General features: G+C 51.5%; 15 protein-coding genes. 9 read left to right on the top strand and 6 right to left on the bottom strand.

The window, feature by feature from the left end; translation table 11 throughout:
* The first annotated feature begins 33 nt into the window (after positions 1 to 33).
* Entirely contained in the window at positions 34 to 1,482 is a 1,449-nt protein-coding gene (locus GN111_RS29265; protein WP_155307141.1) for an amidohydrolase family protein, read from the top strand.
* 159 nt (positions 1,483 to 1,641) lie between these two features.
* On the opposite strand, the gene GN111_RS29260 is transcribed toward GN111_RS29265, so the two are convergent.
* The 5 genes from GN111_RS29260 to GN111_RS29240 all read right to left on the bottom strand — a co-directional run bounded on the left by GN111_RS29260 (position 1,642) and on the right by GN111_RS29240 (position 5,736).
* On the bottom strand, positions 1,642 to 2,802 hold the full coding sequence (locus GN111_RS29260; protein ID WP_155307140.1) for a UxaA family hydrolase: 1,161 nt from the start codon (positions 2,800 to 2,802) through the stop codon (positions 1,642 to 1,644).
* A 26-nt stretch (positions 2,803 to 2,828) separates the two neighbouring features.
* The gene (locus tag GN111_RS29255; protein WP_155307139.1) at positions 2,829 to 3,119 is read right to left on the bottom strand and encodes a UxaA family hydrolase; all 291 of its coding nucleotides are present in this window, start codon (positions 3,117 to 3,119) and stop codon (positions 2,829 to 2,831) included.
* 67 nt (positions 3,120 to 3,186) lie between these two features.
* The gene (locus GN111_RS29250) at positions 3,187 to 4,374 is read right to left on the bottom strand and encodes a UxaA family hydrolase (protein ID WP_155307138.1); all 1,188 of its coding nucleotides are present in this window, start codon (positions 4,372 to 4,374) and stop codon (positions 3,187 to 3,189) included.
* Complete coding sequence (locus GN111_RS29245) at positions 4,374 to 4,679, bottom strand: UxaA family hydrolase (RefSeq protein WP_155307137.1); 306 nt, start codon at positions 4,677 to 4,679, stop codon at positions 4,374 to 4,376. The genes GN111_RS29250 and GN111_RS29245 overlap by 1 nt, the downstream gene beginning before the upstream one ends.
* A 340-nt stretch (positions 4,680 to 5,019) precedes the next feature.
* Entirely contained in the window at positions 5,020 to 5,736 is a 717-nt protein-coding gene (locus tag GN111_RS29240) for a FadR/GntR family transcriptional regulator (protein ID WP_155307136.1), read from the bottom strand.
* A 370-nt stretch (positions 5,737 to 6,106) separates the two neighbouring features.
* On the opposite strand from GN111_RS29240, the gene GN111_RS29235 reads away from it, so the two are divergent.
* The 6 genes from GN111_RS29235 (at position 6,107) to GN111_RS29210 (ending at position 15,118) form a co-directional block, all read left to right on the top strand.
* The gene (locus GN111_RS29235; RefSeq protein WP_155307135.1) at positions 6,107 to 7,078 is read left to right on the top strand and encodes a phosphoglycerate dehydrogenase; all 972 of its coding nucleotides are present in this window, start codon (positions 6,107 to 6,109) and stop codon (positions 7,076 to 7,078) included.
* Between the two features lie 131 nt (positions 7,079 to 7,209).
* Entirely contained in the window at positions 7,210 to 8,358 is a 1,149-nt protein-coding gene (locus GN111_RS29230; protein WP_155307134.1) for a TAXI family TRAP transporter solute-binding subunit, read from the top strand.
* Positions 8,359 to 8,566: 208 nt separating this feature from the next.
* Entirely contained in the window at positions 8,567 to 10,453 is a 1,887-nt protein-coding gene (locus tag GN111_RS29225) for a TRAP transporter permease (protein WP_155307133.1), read from the top strand.
* Between the two features lie 15 nt (positions 10,454 to 10,468).
* Positions 10,469 to 11,704, top strand: coding sequence for a nickel pincer cofactor-dependent isomerase, group 22 (locus GN111_RS29220; RefSeq protein WP_155307132.1), 1,236 nt, complete (start codon positions 10,469 to 10,471; stop codon positions 11,702 to 11,704).
* A gap of 165 nt (positions 11,705 to 11,869) precedes the next feature.
* Positions 11,870 to 13,339: an NAD-dependent succinate-semialdehyde dehydrogenase gene (locus GN111_RS29215; protein ID WP_155307131.1), complete on the top strand. Its 1,470-nt coding sequence runs from the start codon at positions 11,870 to 11,872 to the stop codon at positions 13,337 to 13,339.
* Between the two features lie 51 nt (positions 13,340 to 13,390).
* Positions 13,391 to 15,118: a sigma-54 interaction domain-containing protein gene (locus GN111_RS29210; RefSeq protein ID WP_155307130.1), complete on the top strand. Its 1,728-nt coding sequence runs from the start codon at positions 13,391 to 13,393 to the stop codon at positions 15,116 to 15,118.
* A gap of 198 nt (positions 15,119 to 15,316) precedes the next feature.
* Here the strand turns inward: GN111_RS29210 and GN111_RS29205 are convergent, their stop codons facing one another.
* Positions 15,317 to 16,579 carry a nickel pincer cofactor-dependent isomerase, group 22 gene (locus GN111_RS29205; RefSeq protein ID WP_155307129.1) on the bottom strand — a complete coding sequence of 421 codons (1,263 nt, stop codon included), beginning with the start codon at positions 16,577 to 16,579 and terminating at the stop codon, positions 15,317 to 15,319.
* A 633-nt stretch (positions 16,580 to 17,212) separates the two neighbouring features.
* Here GN111_RS29205 and GN111_RS29200 point away from each other — a divergent pair.
* Together GN111_RS29200 and GN111_RS29195 are read left to right on the top strand one after the other, a co-directional pair.
* A complete protein-coding gene (locus GN111_RS29200) occupies positions 17,213 to 18,718 on the top strand; it encodes an FAD-binding oxidoreductase (protein WP_155307128.1) in 1,506 nt (501 codons plus the stop codon).
* A 12-nt stretch (positions 18,719 to 18,730) separates the two neighbouring features.
* Positions 18,731 to 19,921, top strand: a complete 1,191-nt coding sequence (locus GN111_RS29195) for a (Fe-S)-binding protein (protein ID WP_155307127.1) — start codon at positions 18,731 to 18,733, stop codon at positions 19,919 to 19,921.
* Positions 19,922 to 19,950: the final 29 nt, after the last annotated feature.

Raw genomic sequence — 19,950 nt, 5'->3', positions numbered from 1 at the left:
TTCTTAAAAAATATCGTTTATAAGGAAGCTATCATGTCGACCGACCCCCCAGTGCGTCTGTCATTCATAATCGCCATTTGGGCATTATTGATACAAATTGCCGCGGTTGCCATGGCCTCCGAGAAAAGTTGTACCGCATTCATTCATGCCAATCTCATTCCCATGACCACCGAGGCTGTAATTCCAGACCAGACCGTGGTGGTCCAGGGAAACCAAATTATCACGGTAGGCTCTTCCAGCCAGACACATATCCCTCCGCATTCAACTGTAATGGACTGTCGGAATACGTTTCTGATGCCCGGCCTGGCCGACATGCATGTGCATCTTCCGCGTGACGGGGTGGTTGACAACTGGCCTGTTTCACCGTTGAAGCTTTATCTGGCCAATGGCGTTACGACCATTCGCTGTTTTGGACCGAGGAGAAAAAAAGGCCGTTCCGATCTTGCATGGCGCAAGAAAATCGCATTCGGTGAACTGGCCGGGCCGAATATCCTCACCTGTGGTCCGCAGTTGCGGGGACATTTTAAAGAGAATCCGGAACATATCGTTATCAGACAAAAATATCAGCATTTCGATTTTATCAAGGTTTACTCTTTTGTAACCAGAGAAGAATTCCATTCGATCATGTCCACGGCCAAAAAGATAGACATATACGTCGCCGGGCACATCCCGTTTCAGGTCGGTCTGGAGGGCGTCATGGCGGAATGGATGGATGAAATCGCGCATATCGAAGAGTTCTTATGGGAGTTTTCCGACCTGGATCGCCAACGCTATTTCGAAAGAGAGGACGATTGGATGACGTACGCGATCCAGATGACGTTCAATCGACTCGGACCATTGCTTCAACTTTCTCCCGGGGAACAGGAACAAAAGATTACATCCATGGTCGCTGCGCTTGTAGACAAACTCAGAGAAAAGCCGATTCCAGTTTGCACAACGTTGGTCATTGACGATGGTATCGTTCAAAAATTGTTCGATCCGAAACGTTTTTTGGAAAAACCGGAGAACCGGTACCTGCCGCCAAGCTACCTCGAACGGTTTAGAATGGGCCGTGAGAAGCACCAGTTGCAATTCAAGGATGGAGAAGTGTTCGCGCCGTTTAAATACCTGCTGGACAAAAAACTCCTGGCGGCATTGAAAGCGATAAACACTCCATTGCTGCTTTCCACGGACGCCGGAACCGGCGGCATGGGGATCGTACCGGGGTTCTCCTTGCACGATGAACTTAAGATTCTGGTCGAAAACGGCTTTACCCCTTATGAAGCCCTTGCTTCCGGGACTGTCGTGGCATCGGAAATCGTACAACGCATGAATGGGCGGGATGCGTTTGGCACCATTGTGCCGGGAAAACGCGCCGATTTGCTGTTACTGAAAGAAAACCCGCTTGAGGATGTTGCCAACGCCCGCAAAATTCTCGGCGTTATGGCCGCCGGCCGGTGGTATGATCAAAAGGCGATCTCGGAAATGTTGGCGATTGAATAATGTAAAGAAAGTAAAGCTGGGCAGAAGATTTGGGAACTATAACGAATCAAGGGGTTACAGACTTCGGCTTGCAACCCCTTTTTCTTTTTCTCCAAAACCATTAAAAAAACAAAACCGGTTTTGAACGATTTGAAGACATGAAGTGTATTTGTTAAAAGCCTATATCACCGGTCCGGTAACATAAATATCCATGGCCCGGGTATAGCCGGTAATCTCCGCTTTGGTCTTTTGGCCTTCTGCGACCTTGACAATGGTATCAAAAAGGCGATTTCCGGCTTGGACAAGGCTTTCCGATCCCTCGATGACGCCTGCAACCGAAAGATCCATATGGTCACGTAGACGATCCCAGGTACGCGCATTTCCGGTCAGTTTGACCACCGGAACGAAAGGGAACCCTTGTGGCGCCCCCCGGCCCGTGGCGAATGCGATGAGATTGCAGCCGGCAGCGGCCAACCCCGTCAGAATTTCAGGCTCCCGGCCGGGCGAATCCATGACAACCAAACCATTTGCATCGGGTTTGACGCCATATTCATACACGGCCTGTATCGGGGCGGTTCCGCCCTTCGCTATGGCTCCCAGCGATTTTTCCTCAATGGTGGTCAACCCGCCCTTGATGTTCCCACCCGTCGGCTGCCCGCCCCGCATATCGCAGCCGACAGCTTTGGCCCGGTTTTCCATACGCGCAACAAGGTTCAGGATCTGCTCGCCAATTTCTTTCGTGGCAGCATGTTTCGCGACGATGTGTTCAGCACCAATGAATTCCGTAATTTCTCCGAGGATGGCGGTGCCGCCGGCCTCGACGATCCGATCGGAGACACAGCCAATCACGGGTGTGGCCGAAAGCCCCTGGGTGGTATCCGAACTTCCACACTTAAGCCCGAGTACAATGTCCTCCACACCGCATTTTTCCCGTTTCAGGGACGAAGCTTCGGCCACCATTTTCTGAACGATAAGCATCCCTTCGGCTTTCGTCCTTGCAGCCCCGCCAATTTCCTGCAACCCGACGACCTCAACCTGTTTGCCGGAACGGCGAATCTCTTCCGCGACCTCGTTGACTGCGGTGCTCTCACAGCCTAGCGACACCAGCAAAACAGCCGCCAGGTTCGGATTTTTGCCGAGCCCAATCAGGACATCGTTGACCCGCTTGATGTCTACCGGAGTCTGGCAACACCCCTGGTGATGCGTAAAACTCACCGCGCCTTCCACCTGACGCGCGATATCTTCAGCCACCTCGTTGGCACAGACGACCGTTGAAATAACACCGACGTAATTTCTCGTCCCGATCTGGCCGTCAGGTCTTCGATATCCCAGGAACTGCATTTCCCGCCCCCTTTAAAACCTGTTGTTCAGCTCAGGTCTCCGCGACCCCGCAGGCTTTCAATATTCTGAACATGGGCATGCGCACCTTTGGCAATATGGTCTGTCGCCCTGCCGATAATTTCCCCGTATTTGATAATATTTTGTCCTCTGGAGATATCCCGGATTGCGAACTTATGCCCCAGTTCAATATCTCCGACCAGGATGACGGAAATCGTCTCATCGCCGATCCCGACCGATGCCGGCTGTCCATGCGGCAAATCATGAAGAGCAGTTGCGACATTATCCGATTCTTTGATCACGATGGCATCACGATTCATAGGAATGTCCTTTCTGGATCAGACAAACCGGCACGTTGCGCAGGTTGACCTTGGAATAAGGGAGTCCTCAGAATCTGGGTCCTTCCAGGTACATATCAATCGGTTCGTTGTAGACCATGGTTTCGTTCCGTGAGAGCGTGCCGGAAGCAATATCGATCACGGTCTGGTAGAGTCGTTCTCCCACTTGCTCCGGATCTTCCTTTCCTTCGATCACGGTACCCGAGTAAAAGTCGATGTTGTCTCCAGTCATTTCGTAAGTCTTGGGATTGGCGGTGCACCACATGAAGGGTGTTACCACCGAAGGCGTGCCTTCCAGAAGGTCGCGGCCGGCCATACCTCCGCCTCCCAGCTGGAACATGACAAGATTGGCGCCCGCCGCTGCGTATCCAACAAAAATGGAATAGGCCCCCATCCAGTTGTCCACAAAGTACAGCCCCTTGCCCTTTGGTCTCTCCGCGTATTGAAGTACGCCCTGAAGCGGTGTCGTACCCGCCTTGTAGACGGCCCCCAGGCTTTTTTCTTCCAGGGAACTGAGGCCAGCCTTGATATTGGCCGGGATGGGGTTGATGGTTCGGATGTCCAGACCGGTGGATTTGGCCAGGTTTTCCCGATGAGCCACGGCGTCCAGAAGCGCGGTGGCCACCTCAGGGCTTACCGCACGCTTGGCTATCGCCTGCTCCGCTCCGATGAGTTCGGTGGTTTCGCCAAAAAACGTGGTGCCGCCGGCGTTTACGATCTTGTCAAAAAGATATCCCACGGCCGGGTTGCCGGCAATGCCGGAGGTGGTATCGGAATACCCGCACTTCACGCCCACACAGAGATGCTCGTCCCCGACCTCTTCCCGCCTCAGCTTGGACGCTTCGTACACCATCATTCGGGCCAGTTGACACCCTTTTGCAATGGCCCGGTAAACGCCGCCTTCCTTTACCGGGTCGACGACTTCCACCCGCTTACCGCTGGCAGCGATTTCATCCGCCAGACGTTCGGCCCTAAGCTCAGGATACATGGCACCCGGGCTGGCCGCATGCACGATCACCGAATCAACGTTGGGGTTCAGTCCGAGCCCGATTAGAACGCGAGCTACCCTTTCACGATCCTCGGCCGTGCGGCCGGAGCCGTGGTCGACCGTTCGAATGGTCTTGGTGCCTACGACAAAGTCACTGATCGACTTGGAGATAAGACCCTGGGGAATGACCAGGACGTGGTTTCGGGTTCCCACCGACCCGTCGGGACGTATATAACCTAAAAAGCTCATTATTCTTTACTCCTTTCCAGGTCTCCCCGTGCCCGGGTGCCTTCAAGGTTGTGAACGTGTACCAGTTCGCCCTTTGCAATCGGTTGACTGGCCAAGCCGATGGTCTCCCCATATTTCAAGATCGTGGCTCCCTTGGGGATGTCGTCAGCGGCAATTTTAAAACCGAAGGGAATGTCCTCCGTGGCGGTTACGGTATAAACCTCGTCGCCCCGGGAAATCTCTACCGTGTCCCCGGATTGGATTTCCTTGAGGGTGGTTGCCACATTATCCTTGGGGTTCATGATGAGCGCGCGTTTCGCGGGCATGGGTCCTTCCTCCTTGAAAAATAGTGTGATGCGGCTAAGGGATTTGCGTGGTTGCTCCGGCGTTTACCTTAATAGTCAATCTCAATCCGGCCTCGACAAAACATGTGACTAAAAATTTGTCTGATGAATTTTATATAAAGTTACCAGACAACATGTCAAATGTTTTTTATATTATCCGGTGAAAAATATTGCTGCGGTTCGATTGGTTAGGAGAGACAGGGTGGGGATCATTCTGGTCGCCGGGGCGTTGGCAAGGGCCACCGCCCCGATTGGGGTCCAATGATCGTAGCGTAGCGGTTGGATTCGACGAAAGAGGACGACCGGTCCGTTATCATTCGATTCAATCGAAAAGTTTGATTTTCAGGCCCGATGCTGCTGATTGAATGTGGCGGATGGCGGCGTTCCGGGCACCTTCAGAATCCTTTTTTAAAATCGCCTGATAAATCCTGTTGTGGTCTTCGAACTTCCAAGTATCGCCATGAAGATGGATGCTATGCGTTTTCATGAACAACGGCTTCAGGCGGTTGCGGAAAAACTCAATAAAATCTGACAAATAGGGGTTACAACTCGCAATGGCGATCGACTCATGGAATTTGATGTCTTCGATTACCGACTGATCGTCCAGGTGACTGGTTTCCTGGATTCTTTTCAGACATTTTTCCAGATCCTTTAAGTGGCTCTCAGTTCTCCTTTTTGCAGCAAGAAATGCAGCATCCCCCTCAAGAATGGCCCGAAGTTCCAAAAGGCTTTTGGATTCCGTGATGTTGGAGTCATCAAAAGGTTCGAGCCTGAAGGTGATTTTGCTCGCCGAGTCTGCGACCATCACACCGCTTCCCTGCCTGGATTCAAGAATGCCGTCGTAGATAAGGCGTGAAAGGGCCTCCCGAATAACCGGGCGGCTGACACCGAGTTGTTCGACCAAAGCGTTCTCCGTCGGCAGTTTGTCCCCTTCCTCGTACACGTTGTTTTCAATTTGGTCATTCAGGAATTTTGTGACCTGATCAACAAGCTTGGGGGTTCGCTCAAATTTAAGTGCCTTGGTGGTCGTTCTGCTCATGACTCCCTCCCATTAAAAAGCTCAATTCAACAACTGAATCCGCTGGGTGCGTCTATTAATGCAACAGTTTGATGATTTGACCGGATACGATCAGCTCACAACTCTTCCATGCCATTTTCGAAAAAGTACGTTTATCGATTTTATTGGTATCGGGAACAGGGACTTAAAGAGGTGGCTTACACGTTATCTGCGATGCATCCCGATAGGCTTTATTTATCATAAGATCATTTAAAAAAAAAGCTTGACATATTGTCGGGTACCAATATAAAAAATTCATCATACAAATTTTAAATCATATAACCATGTTTAAATCAACACCGAATTTTGGCATTTCATTTCAGAAGCAACCTCAACGAAGGGCTGAGGGCTAGTGGCTATTAAAGTTTGGTCGATGTCGCCGTCATTCGGCTATTTTACAACCGATGGGTTGGATTATCTCCAGACCCGCGGATATCAGGTGGACAGGGTTGCCCAAACCGCGAAAATGACCGAGGCGGAAATCATCGAAAAAATTGGCAGCTACGATGCCCTTATCAGCGGGCTTATGCCGATTACGGCCAATGTCATCCGAAACGCACCCCATTTGAAAATCATCACCCAGCCTGGTGCCGGTGTAGATCACATCGATGTCAAAGCGGCAAGCAAAAATGCGATCACGGTGACCAATGCCCCGGGAGTGAATAAGGATGCCGTAGCCGAGCTGACGTTTGGTTTCTTTATATCGCTGGCCCGCAGGATTCCCTTTGGCGATTCTTCTGTCAGGCAGGGGCAATGGCCCAAGGTGGTGGGATCGCTGCTCAAGGGAAAGACCCTCGGCATCATCGGAATGGGAAAGATCGGCAAGACAGTCGCCCACCTGGGAAAAGCGTTCGGCATGACAATCGTCGCTTACGATGTATACAAGGACGAAAGCTTTGCACAGGCCAACAACGTCCAGTATCTCGCACTGGACGAACTGATGTCCCGCAGCGATTTCATATCCATCCATGTCTTTTTGTCCGAAACCACCCGCAATCTCATTGGCGAGAAAGAAATCGGGCGGATGAAACCGACCGCGTTTCTGGTCAATGTGGCCCGGGGCGGTGTGGTTTGCGAATCTTCGCTGTACGACGCACTGAAAAATAAATCCATCGCCGGGGCCGCCCTGGATGTGCTGTCCCAGGAGCCGCCGCCCGCCCACATGGATTTGTACGATCTGGACAATGTCATCCTGACACCTCACCTTGGCGGCTATGCCGTCGAGGTTGCCCGGGAAATCGGGCTGATTTGCGCTCGCAACATTCATTCGTTTTTCAGCGGACGGCAATTGGAAAATCTGGTCAATCCCGAGGCGACGCACTGAACTCGGTGAATGATATTAAAGTCACTTGAAAATAATGTTGATAAAGGAGGTGGTAATTCTTTTTTTTGTAGCATAGAGAAAGGACCTCGAAACATGGATTTCAATCGTTGTGCATATGGGGAGGGAAGAACATGAAAAACCGATTTTATAAAGTTGCCTTGTTTACTACCATCGTTGCGGTCTGTCTGATGAGCTCGGGAATGGCAGCGGCTGCGGACAGCGATGTCACACTGCCGAAAATGATGCATTGGAGCTGCTACGATGTCGGTGCCGGCGCCTATATTCAGACCTCGGCTATCGCTGACGGGCTGCTGAAAAAGTACGGCGTCAAGGTTCGTCTGATGCCGACCGGTTCCGATACCAGCCGAATCCTGGCGATGAAAACCAAACGGGTCGAAATGACCTTTTTGGGAAATGGGGCGTACTTCGCCTCGGAAGGTCTTTACGATTTTTCGACCTATGAATGGGGCCCGCAGGATCTTCGCTGCGTCATCGCACCACCGGCGACCCACTGTTTATATACGACCAATACCAGCGGCGTCAAAGACATCAAGGATCTCAAAGGACGCCGGGTGGCATGGGTCATCGGCTCTCCCAGCCTCAATGTGAAAACGACCGGATACCTTGCTTTCGGCAACCTGACCTGGGACGACGTCGAAAAAGTCGAGTTCGCCAGTTTCGGAGCTTCACTGAACGGTCTGATCGAAGGCAGCGTGGATGCCATCGGCGGCACGACCAAAGGCGGCATCATCAAGGCCGCGGCTTCGCCGAAAGGCGCGCATCTGCTCGAACTTTACTCGGACGACAACGAAGGTTGGGCCCGTCTGAAAAAACATGCGCCCTTTTTGAAAGCCGTAAAGGAGTCCAAGGGCATCGATATCGAGGAAAATCATCCCAAAGGGGTTGCCCAGCAGCGATTCCCCATGGCCATTACCTATGCCGACGCGGACGCGGATCTGATCTACAACTTTCTCAAAGCGGTTCACCAGAGCTATGACGTATACAAAAACTCCCACCAGAACATGCCGAACTGGGAGATCCACCTGGCCGGAAGTACGCCTGCCGACGTTCCGTTTCATGAAGGTGCCGTTCGCTACTTGAAGGAAATCGGAGTCTGGACGGCCGAGGACCAGGCCTGGAACGATGCCAGGCTGGATCATCTGAAAAAGGTCCAGGCTGCGTGGGAAGAGGCCGTGGACAAAGCCCAGGACCAGAAGATTAAATCCAAAGATTTCCCTGCATTCTGGGTCAAGGAAAGAGCCAAGGCTTTGGGCGAATGACGCCACTATTACGACAGTTGCATCTTTGCTGAACAATTCAGGGGTGAATCCTGCTCGACCATCGAAATCGATGAGCAGGGTTCACCCCTGGCTAATGGGCGATTATACAGCCTCAATGAATTGATTTGCGCTTCAAGCGTTGCCTGTCAAAGGGGGAGAACTAGTGAACTATAAAGGAAAAGGTAACCGAATTTCTTTAAGTTGTTACATGGTAACGTTCAGTGCAGGTGTGATTGGGGCTTTGCTCGCAATTAACCAGCTGTTTCATTTGCATATATTTGGATTCAACCCCATCAATACCGCTTACTACTACTGCGTGATTGCCTGCTTTCTGTCCACCTGTTTTCTGATTTATCCGGCAAGGGAAAAAGATAAGGAAAGGCTGCCCTGGTACGACTGGGCGTTGTTTGCCATCACCATCGTCGTCAATATCTATATGGCCGCCCATGCCCGCGAAAGTCTTTCCAAAGGGTGGGAATTTCAGGCTCCGTTGGTGCCAATGATATGCGGCGCTATTTTGTGGCTTCTGGCCCTGGAAGGCATCCGTCGCGCCGGCGGAAAAATCCTTTTTTTCATCTGTACCGCTATTTCCTTGTATCCGATCTTCTGCGGGTGCCTGCCCGGCTTCCTGTACGGCTCCCAGTACAGCTTTACCCAGGCCATCGCTTATCACTCAATGGGTGTGGAAAGTATCATTGGTTTGCCTATTCGCGTGGTATCGGACCTGCTCATCGGGTTTATGCTCTTTGGTGTGGCCCTGGTCACATCCGGCGGCGGCAAGTTTTTCATGGAATTCGCCCTGGCCATCATGGGACGGCAACGGGGTGGGGCCGCCAAGGTCTCGGTGCTTTCCAGCGCATTCATGGCCAGTTTGAGCGGAAGTGTAATCTCCAACATCGTTACGACCGGTGCCATCACCATTCCGGCCATGAAAAAGACCGGGTACTCGAACCGCTACGCCGGCGCCATTGAAGCATGCGCTTCAACCGGTGGCGCAATAATGCCGCCGATTATGGGTGCTGCCGGATTTCTGGTAGCCCTGTTTCTGGGCGTGCCCTATACAGATGTAATGGTCGCGGCATTTTTCCCTGCGACGCTTTACTATCTGACCTTACTGCTGCAGGTGGACAACCAGGCGGCCGTGTCCGGTATCGGCGGCATGCCAAAAGAAGAACTTCCCGAGTTCTGGCCGACCCTGAAATGGGGGTGGCCATTTATCGGGTCTCTGGCCATGCTTGTCTACATCCTTATCGTTATGCGCATTGAATCCTGGGCGCCTTTTTTCACAACGATATTCCTGATCGTGACGGCCATGTTGCGACGGGAAACACGATACACCTTTTCGACGCTAATCGATCTGGTTTTCGAGTTCGGCAAGCTGATGGCAAATCTGGTGGGGATCCTCGCCGGCATCGGTCTGATCATGGGTGCGCTGGGCGGCACCGGTGTAGCGAATTCTTTTTCGCGAGAACTCGTCTTGCTGGCAGGCAACAATGTCTTTTTGCTGCTGATTATCGGCGCCATTACCAGTTTCGTGATGGGCATCGGGATGCCCATTACCGCCTGCTACGTTTTTCTGGCCGTCTGCCTGGTCCCGGCGCTTGTTCAGTTGGGGCTCAACGCCATGGCATGCCATCTGTTCGTTCTCTACTGGGGTTGCCTGTCATTTATCACCCCCCCGGTTGCCATCGGCTCCATTGCCGCGGCATCACTGGCCGAGTCCGATCCGATGAAAACTGCCTGGTTGTCGATGAAGCTCGGGGCCGCGAAATATATTGTCCCCTTCTTTTTTGTTCTCGACCCCCACCTGATTCTGGTAGGCAGTGTCGGCAGCGTCCTGCTGGCGGTTGCCACCGCCGTGGTCGGATGTATTCTTCTGGCGGCCTCATTGGAAGGCTGGCTGCTTTTCGTCGGCAGGATCAACTTCTACTATCGGGTGCCGGTGGGTTTGTCGGCCCTGTTGTTGATGTATCCCGGAATTTGGTCAAACCTGGCCGGTGCAGCTATTCTGGCTGCCAGCGTTCTGTTGATCAAAATTTTCCCGGCCACTAACAGGTTGTCGGAAGCAAATATACAGTCACTATCGGAAGCATAGTTAAGGGATGCTGAAATGCCGTTCCAGGATTTTTTCAAAGTTGAGCAGAAATTCGATTCCCGGTGCATCCAGGATGTACCCGAGGCGGTCAGGCGGGAATTTGACCGTCTCGACCTAAGCGGCAGGATCGCACCGGGGCAGACGGTGGCCGTGGGTGTCGGCTCCAGGGGTGTTCATAACCTGACGGAACTGGTCCGGACCTCGGTCGAATGTCTCAAGGCACTCTCTTTGGAGCCTTTTATTACCCCGGCCATGGGCTCCCATGGCGGTGCAACGGCCGAAGGGCAGATCGATATTTTAGCGCATCTTGGCATCACCGAGTCTGCCATGGGCGTGCCGATCAAGGCCAGCATGGATGTCGTTTCGCTGGGAAGAATCGACGCCGGGCCTGAATTATTTATCGCCAAGGACGTACTGGCGGCCGATCATATCATGGTGATCAACCGGATCAAACCGCATACGCTGTTTACCAGCAAGGTTGAATCCGGTCTGTGCAAAATGGTCGGGATCGGCCTCGGCCGGCAGGCCGGTGCCTCAAACCTGCATCAGTACGATCTGGCCAAGGTGATTGTCCCGGCGGCCCGCCTGATCCTCGAAAAACTGCCGTTCCTTTGCGGTCTGGCCGTAACCGAGAGCGCAATGGGAGGAACGTACAACATCCGCCTGACCACCGCCGATCAATTCGTTCAAACCGATTCGGACTTGCTCGAAGAGGCCTACCGACTGCTGCCGCGACTGCCCATGGACGAATTGGATCTGCTCATCGTCGACCGGATGGGCAAGGAGGTCAGTGGGGCCGGAATGGACCCCAATGTCATCGGCTCCTGGCGTCGCGACGGCGGCGAACGCAAGCCCGATTATAAAACCATCGTCGTGTTGGATCTGACAGATGCCTCCCATGGCAACGCCACCGGCATGGGCGCCGCGGATATCATTCCAAAGCGCATGCAGGACAAAATTGACTTCCAGGCCACCTATAAAAATGCGCTGACAGCCAAATGTCCCAGAGCCGGCCGGATGCCGATGATCGCGGATGACGACAAGACTGCCATTGAGGCAGCGGTGAGCCTGAATCCCGACTCCCGGTCAGCCAGAATCGTCCGGATTTTGGATACATGCAACCTGGACACGTTCTGGGCGACGCAGCCGGTCATCGAAGCGTTAAGCGGAAAAGCCGGTATTTCAATCGACCATCAAGTCCTCAAACTTGCATTTGACGATCGAAACAGACTTTTACCGTTCGACAAATGAGATATTGGCAATGATTTCCTCCGATCGGTTTTTTTCCAGTTTCAGGATGTACTTTAATCGGTCCCCTGCTCCATTTTCATTTTGAGAAGTATTTTCGAATTTACCCACCCACGCCGGATCTTGTTTAGCTCAAATCTCGAACCTAATTAGACTGCGAGGAATGCAATGCTCAATCGGAAACTGAAAGATCCAAGTTTGATTCGTCAAAAATGCTGCATCGATGGCCAGTGGCAGGATGCGGATAACGGCGAGACCATCGATGTTACCAATCCTGCTTCCGGCGAGGTGATCGGCATGGTTCCCAGAATGGGAACCCATGAGACGCGACGGGCGATCGAGGCGGCCAATCTTGCGCTACCGGCGTGGCGCGCAAAGACTGCTGCCGAACGCTGCGCAGTCGTTCGCAAATGGTACGAATTGCTGATGGCCAACCAGGAGGATCTGGCTACGATAATGACCGCCGAACAGGGCAAACCCCTTGCCGAATCCAGGGCTGAAATTGCCTACGCGGCGGCTTTTCTCGAATGGTTTTCCGAAGAAGGAAAAAGAGCTTACGGCGATGTCATTCCCCAGACCAACAACGATCAACGGATCGTCGTGGTCAAAGAACCCATCGGTGTCTGTGCAGCGATCACCCCGTGGAATTTCCCGGCAGCCATGATCACCCGAAAGGCGGGTCCAGCCCTGGCTGTCGGCTGTACCATGATCGTGAAACCGGCAACGGCGACGCCTCTTTCCGCCCTGGCGCTGATGGAACTTGGCATGCGTGCGGGAATCCAGGATGGCGTTCTCAGCGTCGTCACCGGCTCCTCGGGAGCGATTGGCAAAGAGATTACTTCCAACCCAATTGTCCGCAAGCTGAGCTTCACCGGTTCGACGGAGGTGGGCAAGCTGTTGATGCGGGAATCGGCAAACACGATGAAAAAAATCTCCATGGAGTTGGGGGGCAACGCGCCTTTCATCGTCTTCGACGATGCCGACATCGATCTCGCCATCCAGGGTGCCCTCATTGCCAAATATCGCAACACTGGACAGACGTGTGTCTGTACGAACCGCTTTTTCGTGCAAAACGACGTCTATGATAAGTTCTGCGAAAAACTCGCCACCGCGGTGGAGAAAATGATCGTTGGTGACGGTTTGAAGGGAGAGACCCAGATCGGACCGATGATCGACATGGCCTCCCTGGAAAAAGTCGAGTCCCATGTTAAAGATGCCCTGAGTAAAGGGGGCAGGCTTTTAACCGGCGGCAAACGACATGCACTGGGCGGCACCTTCTACGAACCGACCGTCATCGCTGATGCGAATGAGTCCATGGTGGTGGCCCGTGAAGAAACCTTCGGCCCGGTCTCGCCGGTCTTCAGGTTCGAAACCGAAGAAGAGGTGATTCAGCGGGCCAACGACACCGAGTTCGGACTGGCCGCCTACATCTACACCATGCATTTGGCCCGCACCTGGCGCGTCAGCGAAGGGCTCGAATACGGCATGGTCGGCATCAACACCGGACTTATATCCAATGCCGTGGCTCCTTTTGGCGGCGTCAAGGAGTCGGGCATTGGCCGGGAAGGTTCCAAATACGGCATCGACGACTACCTGGAGACGAAATACCTGTGCATGGCCGGAATTCAAACCGGGTAAGGTTTCCCTTGGAGAATATTCCGGCGCTGATGGGATTGAAGGAAAAAGAATATGAACAACCACTTCGATCAGAATAGATATTCCATCCAGTCTTTTTGCGATATCGTGCAACCGGTTATCGGGGCAGAGGTGGTGGTGATCGACCAGGATCTGATAGCGGTTGCCGGAACCGGACCGTTCAAAAAGAACATCGGCTCGAGGCGGCCGAAAGACTCGTACGTCGATTTAACCCTAAGATCGGGGGAAAGCTTCGTAATCGGTTCCGCCGGCGAGACAGAGCAATGCCTGCGATGTGAAATGAAATCGGTTTGCCCGTATACGTCGGTCCTCTCCGGTCCCATAGAATATCAAAACCAGGTCGTCGGACTCTTTGGAATCCTTGGCTACGATAAAAACCAGCAAAAACTGATCCAGCGAAAAAGCTTGTTTTTATCAAAAATTGCGAAAAATATTGGCGATTATATCGCTAAAAGCTTTTTTGACAAAAATTTTTCCTACTATGATTTTGTCACCTCACAGGCAATGGAAAATATTGTCAATGCCATTGATCAGGGTGTGATTATCACCGACTACGAAAACAATATCATCAAGGTGAACCAGTTTGCCGAAGAAGCACTGAAGTTCAAGCAAGATGAATATACAGGCAAAGATATCGGTATGTTAGGAGAGGCCGTAGAATTGGTTGGTTCTCGTTCAATGTCCGCTGGAAAGGCAAGTACTCGCAAATCCAAATTTACGGCAAAAGCGACGCCGATCCAGCATAATGACCGTCCTGTCGGCAATGTTCTGCTGCTGCAAAACAACGCCAGGTCCAAACCCTGCTCAACAATTTACAATTTCGGTCAAAAAACGACCAAACCCCGATTGATTGGTGCGTCCGGACCGATGCGCAAACTGAAGGACCTCGTAACCAAGGTCGCTGCCAATGATTCGAAAATTCTCATCTGTGGAGAGACGGGCACCGGGAAGGAACTCGTTGCGCAACGCATCCACTACAACAGCCCGAGGGCTTCAGGGCCCTTTGTTGCCCTGAATTGCGGCGCCGTTCCCGAAACCCTTATCGAGAGCGAACTGTTTGGATATGTAAAAGGCGCCTTCACAGACGCCCGCAAAAATGGAAAAACCGGCAAATTCGAACTGGCCAACGGCGGCACCATTTTTCTGGATGAAATCGGCAACCTCCCGCGAACGGGGCAAGCGAAGCTGCTGCGGATCCTGGACAACGACATCCTTGAGAAAATCGGCAGCGAGTCACCGATCGAACTGAATGTGAGGGTGATCTGCGCCACGAATAAAAATCTGCCCGAGATGGTAGAAAACGGCCATTTTATGGAAGACCTGTACTACCGTTTAAACGTTGTCCAGATCGAGGTCCCTCCCCTGAGAGAGAGGAAAACGGATATTTCCCTGCTGCTGGATTTCTATATTAAAGAATACAACAAGCGCTTTGGCGTCAACCTCATGGGTTTTAGCAGCAATGCCTTGAGCTACCTGCTGTTTTATCAATGGCCGGGCAATGTCCGGGAATTGAAAAACGTAATAGAATACGTTTGCAACTTAAAAACGAGCGGATTTGCCGACCTGAAAGATCTCCCCCCTTATATGTCCCCGATCACCGCAAAGTCCGAGAAGTCCAATCCGGAGCCAATCAATACAGAGAAGCTATTGATCGAAGAAGCGCTGCGCCTGTTTGGCAATTCTACCGCAGGCAAACAAAAAGCTGCCAAGTATCTGGGCATCAGCGTCTCGACCTTGTATCGGCGGCTCAACATTGGGTGAATTCGTGTCCATCAAGAAATGGCCAGGCCAATCTTACCCCTGGCCGATATCTTTGTTGCGAGAAAAATTTTATCCTCGGAATATCAACCATATCCACCCCAAGGGCATTTCCTTCGGGCACCTGTGGGTAAATTTTTTGTGCGCCTTGATCTCGACCAAATTTGCCTATTTCTGAATGAACACGATCCAAAAAGGCGATCATTCGAAAAAATGTCGGGATAAATTTCCGTCATCGTCGAAGGTGATCGTTTCCGGTTCGCCAACAAACTGGATGCGGGTATTCTCTTTGGCTGTATTGACCAGCCCGTCAGAGATGTACATCTCGCTAAGTTTGGATGTGTTCTTTATCCAGACGATTTTTATGTTTTCTTCATCGACCGGCCCGCATGTCCCGATGGCAGCTTTCAGGGCCTCAACGTCGTTCGGGCATACGATGGGCAGTCTGGCCTTCTCAGGGGCAACGGCGGTAAGACAATTGATATAGGTCATCTCGAAGTTTATATTTTCGTAAACGTTTTTGGTGACAAAATCCGCCAAACCGACGCCTACGGCATTTCCATGGGTTTTTTTCGTCAGACTTCTAAGGATAATTCGCGTTATTTTCGGTTCCTGAAGCTCATCCTCATAGATATTCATGATCCTGCCGATGACTTTCGTGTCCATACCGGTTCCGCTGATTTCCTTTCCGCATTCGTCAACGATAAGGATGTCAAAAGATTTAAAGGGCAATTTCGGACAGGTCTTTTGAGCGATATTCAGAATCTGCTTTTCTTTCTGATAGATATCCGAGCCTTTGATTGCACGCAGCGTATGCGTAGCTCCATATCCGTTTTCAACGATTCCGACGCCAAAGGTGATATTTGCATTATCGATGATGTGTTTTCCAATTTCCGTCAGCGTCTTTTCGTAACCAAATTTAACGGCATAATTATGTGCATTCAACGCCCCTTTATGCTTCCCCAATCCAATGACCATCATTTTCATCAGGCCGCTTTCGATGGAACCTTTAAATTCCGTATGGGGCTTAATCCGGTTGATTACGATGATGTGATCTGCCTCGTTTGCATTTTTGTCAATGCAGACAGGAATGCCGCTCTCTGTTTCCCCCAAGTGGGCAGTCTCCATTGAAGATACGATGGGAGCATTTACTTTCTCTTCGGAAATCCCGTAGTTTTCCAATATCTCCTTCTGCCCTTCAGCAGTAGCACCGCCATGGGATCCCATGGAAGGGACAATGAAGGGTTTGGCACCGGCTTTTTGCACCTCATCGACAACGGATTTGACGATTTCAGCAATTTGGTTAATTCCCCTGCTGCCGACGGCGATGGCGACACGTTCTCCTTTTCCGATCACAGTGGAAAGGGTCTGCTTCTGAAATTCATCATGGATGTGCTGCCTGATATTGTCTATCTGTGTATGATCCAGTTCTTGTTTTATCTTGTGAAGCTTTGCACGAATCATGAAAGCATCCTTTTCTGTGGATTATGGTAATGGCACACTGTTTCTGCCTTCAAATTATTAGCACTATATATACCATGTTTGTCCAGCGGGCTCCCGGAAAAATGGAGATTGCGTTGTAACAAACTATTATTAAAACATTTTTTATTTCTGTAGGACCTGAAAAGAACATGAGCCATATGGATACTGCGAGCTCAGAATTATCATTATGACAAAAACCGGGGAGTACGGATCGCGTTGCTTTAGGAAAATAAGAATATCCGTGCGGAACCATGGCCGGTCTTTTGGAAGCAGCTATCCCATCGCGTCGTTTTTCAATATTTTGCGGCCCATTTTATCAGCCGGATTGATCCAGAACTTTTTTTCAATGCCATCCGGCTTTTATTGTTTTCGGAAACCCTTTCAGCACCCCACCTGATTTCTTCTCATATTGATAATTTTCCAAGAATTGCGAATTCCTGCATATAACCCCCTTTTCTATTTTTTAATATTATTTTCAATAGGTTAAAACAAAGGTCGGCAAGAAACAACCTTGGATTGGTGTTGGCATACATAATGCTCAAGCAATGGGTGCCGTTTGAAAGAAGAAGAATCCTTTTACTTGTTTATTGGAAGAAATAGAAACCCGGGGAGGAAATGATGGACGCAACCAAGGAATGTATTCAAGAAATAAAAAAAGCCATCGGCGAGGAAAATGTGAGCGATGACAAGCCATCCAGGATTGTCCATCGGGTCTGTCACGGCATTGAATCCCTGTTGCATGAAGACCTGGATATTTTTACTCCTGCCGCCGTTGTACGACCGAAAACAACTGAAGACGTTGTAAAAATTGTGAATTGCGCCAGTAAATATGAAGTGGGCCTGGTGCCCCAGGGGGGCAGAACCTGCACATACGGTGCTGAGTGTGTAAACGGAGCGATTGCCATTAATGCCGTCCGCATGGACAAAATTGTCAGTATTGATGAAGTTGCCTACAATATCACGGCCCAGGCGGGCGTGCGCCTCACGGATTATATCCGCTTTTTGAATGAACGGGGCTTTGACACCGTGGAGCTTCCGACCATGATTAAATCTTCCCTTATGGGATCACGGGCGGCGATCTCCGGCTACAATAAATGGGAGACCCGCTGGGGAGGGTCCAAAGACAATATCAAAAGCATGGAAGTGGTGCTGGCAAACGGTGACGTGGTCCGGGTAGGGCATGGATCCGGCGGACCTTCAAAATCGGTGGTTGGACTGGATACTATGGGGTTGTTTATCGGCTCCAGAGGTTCGTTGGGGATCATCACGGAGATGACAACGCGGTTTATTCCCAAAGTGCCGGCCTATCATTATGGAATCAGGGCTTTTACCAGCCTTGAGGACGGTCTCAACGCATACCTGGAACTTAGAAATCCCCTGCACGGAAGCGCCGTCTGGCGGGCAAAAGCCTATCACAAATGGATGCTCAAACAGGCCGTGACAACCTCGTCCGATTTCGTATGGCCTGAAGATGTGGAGATGCTGGTGGATTACCATGTTCTGGGTGATCCCGAGGTTGTTGCGGTAATGACCCGCCGTGTGGAGGAAATCTGCGAGAAATGCAACGCCTTTTGGAGAGATGACCTGCCCCCGACCGAATTTGTCGGTCAAATGCACAATACAATGGAAAAATTCATGGGCATGGGAGCGCTTCAGAGCGGACGCCTGGTCTCCGGCGGTATGGGCAACCGGATTGTGCCGCTGGATGCGAATATTCCGAACAGCCATTTGATCGAATTTTATAAAGAATACCTGGCTTTTCTAAAAGAAACGGAAGCCGGAAAGACCTGGCCGAATCTTGCAAAGCACTACCATGTTCTCAGCCCGGGTGAACCGTTGCCCACCGAGCAGGGCGGAACGAAATTCTGGGCGCTTATGCTGGCGGACTCTAAGAATTTCGACAAACAAAGCATCGAAGAGTTCAAGGGCTGGTTCCGCGAGTATGCCGAACTGATCTGGAAGCACGAAGGATCGCTCACCGCCACCCACGGGTTTATTCCCAAAGACATGGAAGTGGAATTTACGAAGAGAGAACTGGGCGAAACAGGCTATAACCTGCTTAAAACCATAAAAAAAGCGCTGGATCCGAAAAACATCATGAACCCGGGTTTAAGATTCTAGGAGGTGAAATAAATGGCTATCAAGAAAGAGGACGCTATCTTAAGCATAGAGGAGTTTGAACCCCAGGTATGGTCCTGCGTGAATTGCTATTGCGGTTTATGTATTGAGGAATGCCCGGTTTTTACGGAAACAAAAAAGGAAGCGGTAACCGGTAGAGGGATGGCGCTGATCGCTCACGCCTTCTTAAACGGGGAACTGGACGCCTCCGATATTAACGAAGATCTCGCCTATTCCTGCACCGGATGCGGCTGGTGCGAGTATACCTGCGCATTGAACACGCCCGTATTCATCCAGAAGACCGGAACCCGACGGACACGGGTAAGCGGAGCGACCCTGGCGGAGATGTTCAGGATGATGAAAGCCGAACAGGGCAAGGTACCCAAGGCCGTCAGCGACGCCCTCGGCAGTCTGTTGAAATCCGGCAATCCCTACCGCAAACCCAAGAAAGGTAAGGATCGGTGGGTAGCCGGCCTCAACCTCGGCGACAGCGGAACCGACACCATTCTCTATCTCGGCGCGACAATCCCCTTTGAAGACAGGGCCACGGAGATGGCCGAGGCCGTGGTGGACGTGCTTAAGGCCGCCGACATCCAGTTCAACATACTCGGCAGCGCAGAAATGGACAGCGGTGCCTTCGCCATGATGATGGGTGAGGACGGGCTTTTCGAAGAGATGGTCGAACGCACGGAGAAATTGATCAACGAAAAAGGCGTAAAGACGATCATCTGCGTATCGCCCCACGATTATGATGCGTTCAGGGCCTACTACCCGGCTTTTGAAGGATTGGAAATCAAACACTACACCCAGGTGTTTGACGAACTCCTGGCAGCCGGAAAACTCAAATTGAGCAAATCCGTCGACAAGAAAATCGTATATCACGACCCGTGCTATCTGGGACGTAAAAACGACATCTACGAAGAGCCCCGAAACGTGCTGAAAAGTATTCCCGGGGTCGAACTGCTGGAGATGGAAAAAAATAGAGAACACGCCTATTGCTGCGGGGGCGGTGGAACGGGTCTGGTCCACGAGATAGAGAACATTCGAATGAATCAGACTCGCGTTGAGCATGCGAAGGAACAGGATGCCGACTGCATCGCCGTTGCGTGCCCGATCTGCATCCAGATGCTCGACGACGGCGTGAAAAGCAAAAATTACAAGATGGAGGTCAAGGATATCGCCCAGTTGTTGAAAGAGGCCATTTAACAAATTCGATGCTCCAACCTCCATTGATG

It is taken from the genome of Desulfosarcina widdelii, from assembly GCF_009688965.1.
Taxonomy (GTDB): domain Bacteria; phylum Desulfobacterota; class Desulfobacteria; order Desulfobacterales; family Desulfosarcinaceae; genus Desulfosarcina; species Desulfosarcina widdelii.
Note: the sequence above shows the minus strand (reverse complement) of the source record. Positions and strands in the feature narration are given on the sequence as shown.